Origin of the sequence: Mycobacterium genavense ATCC 51234 (assembly GCF_000526915.1) — a bacterium.
GTDB classification, from domain to species: domain Bacteria; phylum Actinomycetota; class Actinomycetes; order Mycobacteriales; family Mycobacteriaceae; genus Mycobacterium; species Mycobacterium genavense.
On sequence record NZ_JAGZ01000002.1, the window covers coordinates 418,942 to 432,898 of the forward strand.

The 13,957-nt window shown below is 67.0% G+C and carries 15 protein-coding genes and 3 pseudogenes; 5 read left to right on the top strand and 13 right to left on the bottom strand.

The window, feature by feature from the left end:
• The first annotated feature begins 38 nt into the window (after nt 1-38).
• Together opcA and pgl are read left to right on the top strand one after the other, a co-directional pair.
• The gene (gene opcA, locus T428_RS0106605; RefSeq protein WP_025735853.1) at nt 39-950 is read left to right on the top strand and encodes a glucose-6-phosphate dehydrogenase assembly protein OpcA; all 912 of its coding nucleotides are present in this window, start codon (nt 39-41) and stop codon (nt 948-950) included.
• On the top strand, nt 947-1,693 hold the full coding sequence (pgl, locus tag T428_RS0106610) for a 6-phosphogluconolactonase (protein WP_025735854.1): 747 nt from the start codon (nt 947-949) through the stop codon (nt 1,691-1,693). The genes opcA and pgl overlap by 4 nt, the downstream gene beginning before the upstream one ends.
• 18 nt (nt 1,694-1,711) lie before the next feature.
• On the opposite strand, the gene T428_RS0106615 is transcribed toward pgl, so the two are convergent.
• The gene (locus tag T428_RS0106615; RefSeq protein ID WP_025735855.1) at nt 1,712-2,425 is read right to left on the bottom strand and encodes a hypothetical protein; all 714 of its coding nucleotides are present in this window, start codon (nt 2,423-2,425) and stop codon (nt 1,712-1,714) included.
• Nucleotides 2,383-2,529: a hypothetical protein gene (locus T428_RS33160; RefSeq protein WP_169733621.1), complete on the bottom strand. Its 147-nt coding sequence runs from the start codon at nt 2,527-2,529 to the stop codon at nt 2,383-2,385. Before T428_RS33160 ends, T428_RS0106615 begins: the two co-directional genes overlap by 43 nt.
• Nucleotides 2,530-2,595: 66 nt before the next feature.
• Between T428_RS33160 and T428_RS33165 the strand changes: the two genes are divergently transcribed.
• A complete protein-coding gene (locus T428_RS33165; RefSeq protein WP_169733622.1) occupies nt 2,596-2,763 on the top strand; it encodes a hypothetical protein in 168 nt (55 codons plus the stop codon).
• A gap of 22 nt (nt 2,764-2,785) precedes the next feature.
• Here the strand turns inward: T428_RS33165 and T428_RS26170 are convergent, their stop codons facing one another.
• Nucleotides 2,786-3,280: a hypothetical protein gene (locus T428_RS26170; RefSeq protein WP_036467264.1), complete on the bottom strand. Its 495-nt coding sequence runs from the start codon at nt 3,278-3,280 to the stop codon at nt 2,786-2,788.
• 87 nt (nt 3,281-3,367) lie between these two features.
• A pseudogene (locus T428_RS26175) lies at nt 3,368-3,880 on the bottom strand (PPE family protein); the annotation flags it as partial.
• Here T428_RS26175 and T428_RS0106630 point away from each other — a divergent pair.
• Nucleotides 3,879-4,082: a hypothetical protein gene (locus T428_RS0106630; protein ID WP_025735856.1), complete on the top strand. Its 204-nt coding sequence runs from the start codon at nt 3,879-3,881 to the stop codon at nt 4,080-4,082. The pseudogene T428_RS26175 and the gene T428_RS0106630 sit on opposite strands and share 2 nt — an antisense overlap.
• Nucleotides 4,083-4,300: 218 nt before the next feature.
• A complete protein-coding gene (locus tag T428_RS0106635) occupies nt 4,301-4,699 on the top strand; it encodes an ATPase (RefSeq protein WP_025735857.1) in 399 nt (132 codons plus the stop codon).
• Between the two features lie 33 nt (nt 4,700-4,732).
• Here the strand turns inward: T428_RS0106635 and T428_RS0106640 are convergent, their stop codons facing one another.
• The 9 genes and pseudogenes from T428_RS0106640 to T428_RS36280 all read right to left on the bottom strand — a co-directional run.
• Nucleotides 4,733-5,515, bottom strand: coding sequence for a bestrophin-like domain (locus T428_RS0106640; protein ID WP_025735858.1), 783 nt, complete (start codon nt 5,513-5,515; stop codon nt 4,733-4,735).
• 126 nt (nt 5,516-5,641) lie between these two features.
• A pseudogene (gene ppc / locus T428_RS26180) lies at nt 5,642-8,478 on the bottom strand (phosphoenolpyruvate carboxylase).
• 47 nt (nt 8,479-8,525) lie between these two features.
• Entirely contained in the window at nt 8,526-8,759 is a 234-nt protein-coding gene (gene secG / locus T428_RS0106650; protein WP_025735859.1) for a preprotein translocase subunit SecG, read from the bottom strand.
• A gap of 54 nt (nt 8,760-8,813) precedes the next feature.
• Complete coding sequence (gene tpiA / locus T428_RS0106655; RefSeq protein WP_025735860.1) at nt 8,814-9,599, bottom strand: triose-phosphate isomerase; 786 nt, start codon at nt 9,597-9,599, stop codon at nt 8,814-8,816.
• Nucleotides 9,596-10,849, bottom strand: a complete 1,254-nt coding sequence (locus T428_RS0106660; protein ID WP_025735861.1) for a phosphoglycerate kinase — start codon at nt 10,847-10,849, stop codon at nt 9,596-9,598. The genes tpiA and T428_RS0106660 overlap by 4 nt, the downstream gene beginning before the upstream one ends.
• Nucleotides 10,850-10,852: 3 nt before the next feature.
• On the bottom strand, nt 10,853-11,872 hold the full coding sequence (gene gap / locus T428_RS0106665; RefSeq protein WP_025735862.1) for a type I glyceraldehyde-3-phosphate dehydrogenase: 1,020 nt from the start codon (nt 11,870-11,872) through the stop codon (nt 10,853-10,855).
• A 166-nt stretch (nt 11,873-12,038) separates the two neighbouring features.
• Nucleotides 12,039-12,317 (bottom strand): hypothetical protein, encoded by a 279-nt coding sequence (locus tag T428_RS34145; protein ID WP_245604815.1) that lies wholly within the window; start codon nt 12,315-12,317, stop codon nt 12,039-12,041.
• A 354-nt stretch (nt 12,318-12,671) separates the two neighbouring features.
• The gene (locus T428_RS34150) at nt 12,672-12,983 is read right to left on the bottom strand and encodes a helix-turn-helix domain-containing protein (RefSeq protein WP_245604834.1); all 312 of its coding nucleotides are present in this window, start codon (nt 12,981-12,983) and stop codon (nt 12,672-12,674) included.
• 535 nt (nt 12,984-13,518) lie between these two features.
• Nucleotides 13,519-13,941: pseudogene (locus T428_RS36280) on the bottom strand (RsbRD N-terminal domain-containing protein); the annotation flags it as partial.
• Nucleotides 13,942-13,957: the final 16 nt, after the last annotated feature.

Here is a 13,957-nt window from a genome sequence, read left to right on the forward strand (position 1 = left end):
GACGATGCAGAGCGTCGCGATGCTGAGGAGCGGCGCCAATGATCGTCGATTTGCTCGACACCACCACCACCGCGGTCAACAAGAAGCTCGACAGGCTGCGCGAAGAGGCCGGCGTGGTGATGATGGGCCGGGTCGGGACACTGATCATCAAGTCGGACAACGACACTCTGCTGGAAGAGGCCATCGAGGCAGCCAACACCGCCAGCCACGAACACCCGAGCCGGGTGCTGGTCGTGGCGGCCGGTGATACCGACGGCCGCGACGCGCGCCTGGATGCTCAGGTTCGCGTCGGTGGTGACGCCGGCGCCGGGGAGGTCGTGGTGCTGCGCCTGTCCGGCCCGCTGTCCGGTCACTACGCGAGCGTCGTCATCCCGTTCCTGCTTCCCGACATCCCGGTCGTGGTGTGGTGGCCCGGCGTCGCTCCCGCGGTTCCCGCGCAGGACCCGTTGGGCAAGTTGGCGATTCGCCGCATCACCGACGCGACCAACGCCGAGGACCCGCTGTCGGCGATCAAAAGCAGGTTGCCCGGATACACCGCCGGGGACACCGATCTGGCCTGGGCGCGGATCACGTACTGGCGGGCGTTGCTCACCTCGGCGGTCGACCAGAAACCGCACGAGGAAATCGAATCCGCGCTGGTTTCGGGGCTGCGCACCGAACCCTCGCTCGACGTGCTGGCCGGGTGGTTGGCCAGCCGGATCGACGGGCCGGTGCGCCGGGAGGTCGGCGAACTCAAGGTCGAACTGGTGCGCCGGACCGAGACCATCACCTTGAGCCGTCCGCAAGAGGGAACGACGGCCACCCTGAGCCGGACCGGCCGACCGGACGCTCTGGTTCCATTGGCGCGCAGGGAAACCCGTGAATGCCTGGCCGAAGACATGCGACGCCTGGACCCCGACGAGGTCTACTACAGCGCGCTCGAAGGAATCCCTAAGGTGCAATACGCGTGAGCACAACCGTTGAAGTCTTCCCGGACAGCGACAACCTGGTCGAAGCCGCAGGCCGCCGGCTGGTCGAGACCATGCGTACCGCCGTTGCGGCGCGCGGACGCGCCCTGATCGTGCTGACCGGCGGCGGCAACGGCATCGGGCTGCTGAAGTATCTGCGCGCCGAGGCCGGCCAGGTCGACTGGTCGAAGGTTCACCTGTTCTGGGGCGACGAGCGCTACGTTCCGTTGGCCGACGGTGAGCGCAACGAGAAGCAGGCCCGCGACGCCCTGGTCGACCACATCGACATCCCGTCGAGCAACGTGCACCCGATGCCCGCCAGCGACGGCGAATTCGGCAGCGATCTCGTCGCCGCCGCGCTGGCCTACGAACAACTGCTGGCGGCCAACGCCGAACCGGGCGAGCAGGTACCGAATTTCGACGTTTACCTGCTGGGCATGGGCCCCGAGGGACACATCAATTCGCTGTTCCCCGACACCGCGGCGGTGCGTGAGACCACCCGCATGGTGGTATCCGTCGACGACTCCCCCAAACCGCCGCCGCAACGAATCACCTTGACATTGCCCGCTATTCAGCGTTCTCGCGAGGTGTGGCTGCTGGTGTCCGGAGCGGGCAAGGCCGACGCGGTGGCCGCGGCCCGAGACGGTGCCCCGCCGGTCGAGATACCTGCCGCCGGGGCCGTCGGCATCGAGACCACGCTGTGGTTGCTGGACCGGGAAGCCGCGAGCAGGCTTCCCGTACAGTAAGCACGGCTTACGCCCGGGCTATGACGTGTTGTGCCACGCCGGGTCCGTGGCCTGCGAGATGACGACTTGCCCGATGGTGCCGCCGGTCCCGTACGAGCCACCGGAGTAGACAGAGACGACTTCGCCCGTCCCGACGCTGAGGACGCCCCCGGTTTCGATGGGCACGCTGCCCCCGGCGTAAACGGTGAGGTTGCTGCCGGTGTTGCTGTTCAGGATGCCGGTGGAGTCGACCTCGAGGGTGGCGCCGGGTTCGACGTAGATGGTGCCACCCGAGTTGACGGTCACCGTACCGGAATCGATGAGCGTGTTGTTCACGTCGAGGAAACCGTTTTCGGTGAGGGTGCCGCCGTGACCGACCGTCAGGGTTCCCCAGTCGGTGATGGTGCCGGAATCGGTCACGGAACCATTGGATTCGATCGTGAGCGTGCTGCTGTCGTAAAGCGTTATGCTACCGCCACTTTGGTCGGTGAGGCTGCCACCGGACTCGATGATGGTGGACCCATTGTCCAAGTCGTAGAAGTTGATGGTGGACCCATTGTCCAAGTCGTAGAAGTTGCCGCCGGACTGGATGTCGATGGTGCCGTAGTCCGCGATGGTGCCGTAGCAGTTGAACGTGCCGCTGTCCTGGACGGTGATGGCGACGTAGTTGGTGAAGGTGGCACCGTCCTCAGTGGTCAGTAGGCGCCGGGCTAGATGTCGACGGTACCGGTGGGGTTGATCGTCATGGTACACGCGTCGGTGATGTTGCCTCCGTAGGCCTCGACCGTGATGTGACCGGAGTCGATCAGGGTGCCCTCGGGTCTGATGGCCAGATAGCCGCCGGAGTCGACGTTCAAGGTGCCGCTGTTGGTGAGGGTGCCACCGTCGAGGGACAGATAGCCCCGCTGGGGCTGATCTCGAGCGTGCCGTTGGCGTCGACGGTCAGGCTGCCGCCGGACTGGATGAGGGTGCCCGTGTCGGTGAGGGTGGCGCCGGGTTCGACGGTGATGCTGCCGCCCGAGTCGAGGGTGACCGTGCCGCCGGAGTCGATGGAACCGAAGGCGCTGTTGTCGATGGTGAAAGCGCCGTAATCGGTGATGAGATCGGAATTGCTCAGGGTGTCGGTGACTTCGACTTCGAGGGTGCCACCAGAGTTGATAACGATGGCACCGGAATTGGTGAGGGTGCCGGTGTTGGTGAGCGTGCCGTTGACGGTGAGGGTGCCGGTGTTGGTGAGCGGCCGGCGTCGAGCGGGCTGGTGGCGGCGTCGACGGTCAGGGTGCCGGCGTTGGCCAGGGTGCCGCTGGAGTCGACCGTGAGTGTGCCGCCGGAGGCGACTTCGAGGCTGCCGCCTGAGTCGATCGTGAGGGTGGCATTGGCGGCGACTTCGATGGAGCCGCCGTTCTGGATGACGACGGCCTGGTTGGCCCCGATGGTGTAGCTGGTGGTGATCGTCATCGGGGTGCTGATGTAGGTGGTCGTGATGGGGCCGTTGGTGGTGGTCGCGAGCCCGCTTGTGGTGCCGCTCAGCGTGGTGTTCGTGGCGCTGGTGGTCCCGGTGCCGGTGGTGCTGCCGGTGGAGGTCGGCTCGGAGGTGTCGTCCGGCACGAGCTGTAGCGGGCCCCCGGAGCGCCGGCTGGCGACGTTGCCGATGGACTGAGCCGTCGTTCGGGCCTGGTCGAGCTACCCGTCCTGGTTGGTGGTCTGCGGCGGTTCGTCGAACGACGTGAGGGTGGTCGCCGCCTCCGCGGCGCTGGCATAGCCGTACATGGCGATGGCGTCCTGGGTCCACATCTCCATGTATTCGGCTTCGGTGACCGCGATCGCGGGAGTGTTCTGCCCGAGAATATTGGTGGCGATCAACGTCATTAACCGGGCGCGGTTGGCCGCGACAACCGGCGGGGGCACGGTCAACGCGTAGGCCGCGGCCGCCCCGTAGTCCTGGGCGGCGGTGTGCCCGGCCGCGGCGGCACTGGCCTGCAACCATTTCACGTAGGGGGTCACCGCGCCCGTCATCAGCTCGGAGGACGGGCCGGTCCGCGCCTGTCCCGTCAGCTGCGCGACCGTCGAGGCGTAGTTGGCGGCAGTGGATTCCAGCTCGGCGGCCAGCGCCTCCCAGCTGGCGGCGTTCGCGAGCATCGGCGCCGACCCGGGCCCGGCATATATCAGTCCGCTGTTGACTTCCGGCGGCAGCAACCCAAAGTCCATGGCCGTTTATCTTTCTTTTTCCGATCCGGATTTGACGGGATATCCGGGCGATACCGAATGGTGGTTAACGATCGTGACTCCCTATTCGGTCGCGACTGCCAGCACGAAATCAACTCAAGATAATGCCGTAGGCGACGTCTTTCAACTCGAAATTCGCCCGAAGCGGCCGGTCGAGGTGTCGTTCGCATTCGGTCGCCATTGATCGTGCTGGGGAAGCGCTTTTCGACGCTCCACGCTCAGACTAGGACCCCGCCCGCTCCGCCTTCCGGTCGGTGTAGCCGGCCACATACTCGCCCAACCGTTGGGTGACCTCGCACCGGCAGTCGCGGGTCAGATCTCCACGTCAACCACCGTCACAGTGATGTCTTTGCACACCTATTTCGATACGCAGAGGTTTTCGGCGGTTCCGTCGCGGTCATAATTACCGTCATGGCCGACAGAACGGCGCGCGGCGGGCCCGAGCGAAACCGGATCAAGACGCTCACCCAGGCGGCGTTGAACGCCGACAAGACCGTCAAGCAGGTCGAGGACGTCCTCGACGGCCTCGGCAAAACCATGAACGAGCTGAGCAGCTCCCTGACCCGGCTGAACGGCACCGTCGAGCGCCTCGACGGCGGCCTGGACCACCTGGAAGGAACCATGGAAAGCCTCGACGAGCTCGCCAAGCGCCTGATCGCGCTCGTCGAGCCGATGGAGGCGATCGTCAAGCGCATCGATTACATCGTCGGCATCGGTGAGACGGTGATGTCGCCGCTAGCGGTGACCGAGCACGCGGTGCGCGGTGTGGTGGACCCGCTGCGCAAACGGCCGACGCGGTAGCCCGCGACCGGCAGGGGACCCAGCCCCGGTCGGCTACGTCGCGTGGTCGACGGCGTCGAAAACCTCCAGCGCGTGCTGAAACGGCTCGGCGGTGATTCTGCGATCGGTTTCGTATGGATGGTCGAGGGTGAAGACGATGCACAGCAGCAGGCCGAGCAGCACCGCGATGGTGCTGGTCACCACCGTATGACCGACGGTGCTCTGCATGCTCAGAAATGCCGTGAGCCCGACCAACACAATCCCGCCGAATATCAGGCCCGCCCACAGCAGCGGGGGTATCCGCGGCTCGGTGTCGATGATGCGCTGGGTACGGTCGGACGCCAACACGCTCAACTCGCTGAGAAACTCCGCGTTGATCGGGCTCGACGCGGTGCCGGACGGTTGGGTGCCGACGATGCGGTACATGGTGGTGATCGCGGATCGCGCGGTGTCGCTGGGAACGTCACCGCTTCGGGTAGTCGATTCGCTCGACGCCACCGCGCTCGCGTAACTGCGCATCAGCTGTCGAAGCTGGGACCGCTCCGGTTCCGGCATGGCGACGGTCTGGCGGTACATCGTCGTCAGCGCGGACGCCTCGTTGGCGGCCACCACCTTTGCCGAGGAGAACTGTTGCCACGCGATGACGACGGTGAATCCGAGCAGCACGCCGTAAACGAGACCGACAATCGCGACGAACGGCGACATCGTCGAATTATGGTCTTTACCAACCTGTTTCATCGTCCGACTGGCAAATGCTATCCAGCCCACCGCCACCAAAATCGCGCCCCCGACGCCACAGACCAGCAGCAGCCAAAGTGGTATTCCGGGTCCGTCCAACGATCTCCTTGCCAGCTGTCGCTCCGATGCGAATGGACCGCGGGTTGGTCGGCGCACTTCGGCGCGATTCGGCCCGGCGCCAGCGTATTCGGGACCGGCGCGACACAGCGCTCGGTTCAGCTGCTGTTAACCGCTATTTCGCAACGCGCTTGCCAGCCCGTTCATCGTCAGCAGGATGCCGCGCTGCACCAGTTCGTCGTCGTCTCCCGAGCGGTACCGGCGCAGCAGCTCCACCTGCAGGTGATTCAGCGGCTCCAGGTAGGGAAAGCGGTTGAACACCGAACGGGCCAGCGCCGCATTGTCGGCCAGCAGGTCGTCCTGGCCGGTGATCAGCCTGTGCATGGCGATCGTTCGCTGGTGCTCGTCGGCGATCTTGTCGAACACCCTGCGCCGCAACGACTCGTCGGCCACCAATTCCGCATACCGTGCCGCCAGCCCCAGGTCGCTTTTGGCCAGCACCTGCGCCATGTTCGACAGCACGCTGCGAAAAAACGGCCACCGCTGATACAGGTCGTGCAGGACTTCGACTCGCTCGCTTTCGCTTTCGGGCCCGGCGGCGATCCACTGCGCGAACGCCGACCCGGTGCCGTACCAACCGGGCAGCATGACCCGCGACTGGCTCCAGGCCAACACCCACGGGATGGCGCGCAGGTCCGCGATCGACTCGGTGGGCTTGCGCGAGGCCGGACGGCTGCCAATGTTCAGCGAACCGATCTCGCTGACCGGCGTGGACGCCTTGAAATACTCGACGAAACCCGTTGTCTCGTGCACCAATTCGGAGTAGGCGTCCCGGGCCAGCGTCGAGATCTCGTCGAGCACCGCGTAGGCCGGCTCGGCCGCGCCGCCGAAGCCCTCCACGTCCAGCAGCGTCGACTCCAGCGTCGCCGCCACCAGGCTTTCCAGATTTCGGCGCGCCAACAGCGGTTCGGCGTACTTGGCCGCGATCACCTCACCCTGCTCGGTCAGCCGCAGCGAACCGTTCATCGCCCCGGGCGGCTGCGCGAGGATCGCCTGATAGCTGGGGCCGCCGCCGCGGCCGACCGTGCCGCCGCGACCATGGAAGAGCCGCAATCGGATTCCGGACTTGCGGGCCACCTCGGCCAGCGCCAGCTCGGCCCGGTAGACGGCCCAGTTCGCGGTCAGATAGCCGCCGTCCTTGTTCGAGTCGGAGTAGCCGAGCATCACCTCTTGGCTGTCGCCCCTGGTGGCCACCACCGTGCGATAGATCGGGAGCTCGAGCATCGCGTGCAGGATCCGGGCCCCGTTGTGCAGGTCGTCGATCGTCTCGAACAGCGGGGAAATGCCCACCGGGCAATAGGGTTCGGACCCGGAGACGTCCAGCAGTCCCGTTTCTTTGAGCAGTCCCGTTTCTTTGAGCAGCAGCGCGGCCTCCAGCACGTCGGAGACGGACTGGCACATCGACACGACGTAGTTGGGCACCGCCGCCGGGCCGTACCGCTTGACGGCGAACGCGGCGGCCTCGACCACCCTCAATTCCTTGTGGGCCAGTTCCGACAGCCGCGCGCGGTCGGACAGCAGTGGCCGCCGCGTGCTCAATTCGCCGGCCAACAGCTCGACCCGCTGCTCTGCGGGCAGCGAACGATAGTCCGCATGCACGCCGGCCCAGGCCAGCAGCTCGCCGACCACTTCCTCGTGCACGTCGGAGTTTTGCCGCATATCCAGCCCGCTCAGGTGAAACCCGAAGACGTGCACGCCTTCTCGCAACAGCGCCAGCCGGTCCTCGGCCAGTAGCGCGCTGCCGTGGGTGCGCAGCGAAGCGTCGTGGATATCCAGGTCGGCCCGCAGGTCGTCCGGTGTGGCGTACGGCGCCAACCCCAGGTCGAGCAGGTGCTGTGGCTCGTCGTCCAGGATCTCGGCGGCCGTGGCGCTGAGCCGGCCCCGTATCACCCGCACGGCGCGCCGGTACGGCTCGTCGGCCCGAGCCTGTTCGGGACAGCTCTGCTCCAGCGCGGTCAATTCCGTTGTGACACTCACCAATCGGGCCGACATCGAGAGCTCCTGCTCGAGATCGGTCAGCTCGGACAGGTAATGCGCCAGCGCGGTGAACGCGGCGCTGCCGGTGGCCCACCGCACCACCTCGGCGGTCACGTTCGGGTTGCCGTCGCGGTCGCCCCCGATCCACGAGCCCGGCTGCAGGATGGGTGCCGACAGCAGCTCGGCGACCGGCCAGCGGGCGCGTAGCGCGTCGCGCACCTCGGCGTTGACCTGCGGGATCACCTCGAACAGCGCGGCCTGGTAATACCGCAGGCCGACGTCGATTTCGTCGGTGATCTGCAGCCGGTGCAGCCGGATCAGTGCGGTCTGCCACAGCGTGAGCACCTGGCGGCGCAGCTTGCGGTCGATGCTGCGGCCGTCACTGGTCTCCAGGTGGCCCTCGGCGTGCAGGCGCATCAACTCGGTGATCCGGTGCTGCGCGACGAAAACGGTGCGCCGACGGGTCTCGGTGGGGTGGGCGATGATGACCGGAGCAACCAGCGCACCTCACAGCGCTTCGGCCACGGTGGCCGAATCCAGTTCGGCGGAGTCGAGTTTCACGTAGGTGGCGGCCAGGTTGCTGTCCTGCGGGGGTTCGCCCGCGTCGACGTGAACGTGACGTCGGCGCTCGCGATGGATGTCTTCGGTAACGTTGGCCAGCAGCGCGAAGTGGCTGAACGCCCGGATGATCGGGATCGCCAGGTGAATGTCGATGCCGTCGAACATGTGGGAGATCTCGACCCGGTCGATCTCGGAGCGACGCACCCGGAACGATTCCACCCGCGCCCGTTCGACCAGTCGAATACCTCGTCGCCTTGCTGCTCGCGCACGGTTTCGCCGAGGATGGCGCCCAGCATCCTGATGTCGGCGCGCATCGGCTCGGTCGCCTCCCGGCCGACGCGGGTGCGCCGCACGGCACCGATCGGCGCCAGCGCAGGCTCGGAAACAGGCTCGGAAACCTCAACCATGCGATCCAGTATCGGGGCGAATCGGCCCGCCCGCCGACGGGAATGCGTCAGCGGTACTTGATCTGCAGCGCCATGCCGATGATGCACACCAGCCAGATGCCGACCACGAACATCGTCAGCCGGTCCAGGTTCTTCTCCACCACCGTGGACCCGGACAGGCTGGACTGCACACCACCGCCGAACAGCGTGGACAGGCCGCCACCCTTGGCCCGGTGCAGCAGCACCAGCAGCACCACCAGGATGCTGGTGACCACCAGGGTGATCTGTAGGGCCAAAACCATGACGGACAGCTTACCGGTTGCCGTTGGGCCGGCCGTAACCGACGCTCGGAGTGCTCAGGGCAGCGGACCGCCGGCGGCGATGGCGGCGAGCGTCGCGAATTGCTCGCCGTCCAGCGACGCTCCCCCGACCAGCCCGCCGTCGGCGTCGTCCTGCGCGACGAGCTCGCCGACGTTCTTCGCGTTCACCGAGCCGCCGTAGAGCACCCGCACGGTCTCGGCGACCTGGGGGGACGCCAGCTCGCCCAGCTGCGCGCGGATCGCCGCACAGACCTCCTGGGCGTCCTCGGCGCTGGCCACCCGGCCGGTGCCGATCGCCCACACGGGCTCGTAGGCGATGACGACCTGGCCGATCTGCTCGGCCGACAGCCCGGCCAGCGACTCGCGCACCTGCGCCTCACAGTGGCTGACGTGTTTGCCGGCCTCGCGGATGTCGAGGTGCTCGCCGACGCACACGATCGGGGTCAGGCCGTTCTTGAGTGCGGCCGCGGCCTTGGCGGCCACCAGCGCGTCGTCCTCGTTGTGGTAGGTGCGCCGTTCGGAGTGCCCGACGATGACGAAAGTGCAGCCCAGCTTGGCCAGGAAGGTGCCGCTGATGTCGCCGGTGTAGGCGCCCGACTCGTGCGGGGACAAATCCTGGGCGCCGTAGGTCAACCGCAGTTTGTCGCCGTCGACCAGCGTCTGCACGCTGCGCAGGTTGGTGAACGGCGGCAGCACCGTGACGTCGACCTTGTCAAAGTACTTGTCCGGCAACGCGAATGCGATCTTCTGCACCAGCGCGATGGCCTCGAAGTGGTTGAGGTTCATCTTCCAGTTGCCGGCGATCAGCGGCTTACGGCTCACGGCTGCTCCCCTTCGCTCGGCTGCGGGCGACTCAACACCTCGATGCCCGGTAGTTGCTTGCCCTCCAGGTATTCCAGCGATGCGCCGCCGCCGGTGGAGATGTGCGAGAAGTCGCCCTCGGAGATGCCGAGCGCGCGCACGGCCGCCGCGGAGTCGCCACCGCCCACCACGCTGACGGCTCCCTTACCGGTCGCCGCGACGATCGCCTCGGCGACACCGCGGGTGCCGGCGGCGAACGCCGGGAATTCGAAGACGCCCATCGGGCCGTTCCAGAACACTGTCTGGGCGTTGGACAGCAGCGCCGCGAAGCGTTTCACCGACCCGGGCCCGATGTCCAGACCCATCTGGTCATCCGGGATGGCGTCGGCCGCGACCGTTTGCGGTGTCGCATCGGCGGCGAATTTGTCGCCGACCACGATGTCCATCGGCAGACGCAACACGTCGACGTAGGTGTCCAGCAGCCGGCGGCAGGTCGCGACCATGTCCTCTTCGAGCAGTGATTTGCCCACCGAAAAGCCTTCTGCGGCAAGGAAGGTGAAGCACATTCCGCCGCCGATCACGATGCTGTCGGCCTTGGTGGCCAGCGACTCGATGACGCCGAGCTTGTCGGACACCTTCGACCCGCCGAGTACCACCGCGTAGGGGCGGGTGGTCGAGCTGGTCAACTGCTCGAGCACCCGGATCTCGTCGGCCACCAGCTTCCCGGCGTAGTGCGGCAGCAGCGTGGCGACGTCGTAGACCGAGGCCTGCTTGCGATGCACCACGCCGAAGCCGTCGGAGACGAAAGCGCCTCCCGGCCATACCAATTCGGCAAGTTTCTTGGCCAACGCCAGCCGCTCGGCGTCGTCCTTACTGGTCTCGCGCGCGTCGAAGCGGATGTTCTCCAGCAACAGGATGTCGCCGTCGGTCAGGCCCTCGGCACGCGCCAAGGCGTCGGTACCGACGATATCGGCCGCCAGCTGCACGTGCCGGCCCAGCTGCTCGCCGAGTGCGGCCGCGACCGGTGCCAGCGACACCTTCGGGTCGGGCCCGTCCTTGGGGCGGCCCAGGTGCGCGGTCACCACCACCTTGGCGCCGGCGTCCAGCAGCGCCTTGAGCGTCGGCACCGACGCGGTGATCCGACCCGGGTCGGTGATCTCGCCGGCTCCCCCCGCGTCGTAGTTGAGCGGGACGTTGAGATCGGAACGCACCAGCACGGCACGGCCCGAAACGCCCTCGGACAGAAGGTCTTCGAGGTTTGGGACGGCCACGGTCTACAGTGACTTGCCGACCAGTGCGACCAGGTCGACGAGCCGGTTGGAGTAGCCCCACTCGTTGTCGTACCAGGAGACCACTTTGGCCTGGTTGTCGATGACCTTGGTCAGGCCGGAGTCGAAGATCGAGCTGTGTGGGTCGGTGACGATGTCGCTGGACACGATCGGTTCGTCGTAGTACTTCAGGATGCCCTTCATCGGGCCCTCGGCGGCGGCCTTCATCGCGGCGTTGATCTCCTCGGCGCTGGCCGCGGTGCGCAGCTCGACGGTCAGGTCGGTCACCGAGCCGGTGGGAACCGGCACCCGCAGCGCATACCCGTCGAGTTTGCCCTTGAGCTCGGGCAGCACCAGGCCGATGGCCTTGGCCGCGCCGGTGGAGGTCGGCACGATGTTCAGCCCGGCCGCGCGGGCCCGGCGCAGGTCCTTGTGCGGGCCGTCTTGCAGGTTCTGGTCCTGGGTGTAGGCGTGGATGGTGGTCATCAGGCCCTTGACGATGCCGTACTCGTCGTGCAGCACCTTGGCGATCGGGCCCAGGCAGTTGGTGGTGCACGAGGCGTTGGAGATGATGTTCTGGCTGCCGTCGTAGCGGTCGTCGTTGACCCCCAGCACGATGGTGATGTCCTCGTCGCTGGCCGGTGCGGAGATGATCACCTTCTTGGCCCCGGCCTGCAGGTGGCCCTGCGCCTTGGCTCGGGCGGTGAACAGGCCGGTGGATTCGACGACGACGTCGACACCCAGATCCCCCCAGGGCAGTGCGGCCGGGCCCTCGCGCACCGCCAGCGCCTTGATCTTGGCCGGGCCCACCACGATGGTGTCCTCGCCTTCGAGGCTGACATCGTGGGGCAGCCTGCCCAGGATGGAGTCGAATTTCAGCAAGTGCGCCAGCGTGTGGTTGTCGGTGATGTCGTTGACCGCCACCACCTCGATGTCCGCGCCGCCCTGCTCCTGCTGGGCCAACAACGCACGATAGAAATTACGTCCGATCCGACCGAAGCCGTTAATGCCTACCCGAACACTCACTTGTGTCTCCCTCGGTAAGTCTGGTGTCGAACCCCTGGGCGTCAGCCTAGATCAGTAGTGGACACGGTTGCTGGGTCGGTAACAGTCCAAGACCCCAGCGACCCAAACACCGAGCTAGACGGCGTGGCCGGGTCACGCGATGCGATAGGCGGTGGGAGGTGCGGCCCTAGCGGACCAGCAGCCGCGGCCCCCGCCGAACCTCGGCTGTGGGCTGAACCACAAATCGGCGCTGCAGCTTTTCGATCAGCTCGTCGAGCGCCTTGCGCTCCTGTTCCTCCGCGCGGGCCGTGCGCCGGAAGACGCACGCGCTTTCGCCGTCGCCGCTGGCTTCGGCGACGGCAATCGCCTTGTAGTAGCCGTCGATCCGTTGGTCGATCAGCCGGCGGTTCGCAGTGAGCAGCCGCAGGAAGTAGTCGGCCTGGCGCTGATCCGCGGTGTCGGCCACAACCGCGGAACGATCCAGAGCGGCGGCGGGCCGGCTTGCGGTCGCGGCCGATTGTCGGACAAACCCCGGACCGGGACGGACTGCGGCGCCGCGAGGGTGAAGCCCGCGCCGGTCACGAGCACCAGATGTGTGCGCGGCGACCGAGCGCGCAGCACGCTCGTCAGGCAAACCAGCGAAGTCCATCATTTCTCTCTCAACTGGCAGTTCACTGTTTAGCGCGGTAACCATAACCCCCCGAATCCGAGAAGCGCCATATGCTTCGGCGACTAACCGTATGTCGCTTTTGCTAGCAGGGCATAATCGCCAGGTCAGCCGCTCGGAGGCCCTGACTACTTGGGTCAGAGACGGTGGCCGCTAAGGACATTCGTGGGCCATGTGCAACACCGCCGGGGCCATCCACCGGCAGGCCTCCAGCGCGATCTGCAATCGCAACGTCGCGTCGGGGTCGCCGAAACGCTGCCCGCACATCTGCCCGGCCCGCGCCACTGCTTCCTGAATGATGTTGGGCGGCAACCGCATTGCGTCGGCTGTCGCTACGTGATCGCGATTGCGGGATAAGTACTCGCGCAACGTCTCGCGCAGCCACCCGGTGCGCTCGTCGTCGTGTCCGAGGTCGCCGAGCGTATCGGCGACGAAGGAGCACAACTCGTCCAAGTCGCCCGCCATCAACGCAATTGGCGCGACCTCGCTGTAGAAGACCACCCGGGTAGCGCCGCGGCCACCGCCGGCAAAAGCGACCGTCTTCACCCGCTCCGCCTGCTTCAGCAACGCCCGGAATCCGCCTTGCCCGTCTTCCACCCGACCGATCGCCAGACCGCCCGGTACGCCCGCGGCCTGGAAAGCCGCGCGCACCCCGCGACCGGTCGATCTCCCGTTTGCCGGACTCGTCGAGCGCAAACCACAACCGCGCCTCGCGGTCACCCGTTGGCACCATCAGCGTGCCGTTGACCACGTCCACGGCGGTTCCCACCGCGCGGCGCACCCGCTCGAACGACGCCACCACGTCCCGGGCCGGTACCGTCTCGTGCACCCACAGCGCCGCGGCGACGTGCACCCCGTCCAGCGGATAGGTCAGTACGTTGTCGGCCACCGCGGTGGCGACCGGAATGTTGTCCCCCGCCTCGCCGGCCGGCCGCGGCCGTCGGCCGCCGTCGCCCGCGCATTCGTCGCGCTCCAGCTCGTAGGAGACGGTCAGCTGGTCGGCGACGGCGTCGACGAAGAGCGCCGAGCGGGACACCAGGTCGACGATCGTCGGCACCTGCCGGGCCGGGTCCACCAGCGCCACGAACCGTATCGCCGCCTCCAGGAACCGCGAGTGCACGATGCGGTGGGCCCGCACCAACACCGACAGCGGAACGTCGCGCCGCGCGGCCGCGCGCACGTAGGCCACCGACGCCGCCGGTGCCTCCAGCCACTCGGCCGTCGCGCCCTGGGCCAGGAATTCGATGCCGGCGACCACGCTGTCGGTGAGGCTGGCCCACCACAGGTCCACCATTGCGGCGTCGTAATCGAGGTCGCGATTCTCGGCCTTGATCTCCTCGAATACCTCGGCGATGCAGTCCTCCCGAATGCGGTCCATCTCCCGCGCGATCACCGACATCGGGTCCGCAATGACGTCGACCATGCCGGCCACCTTCCAT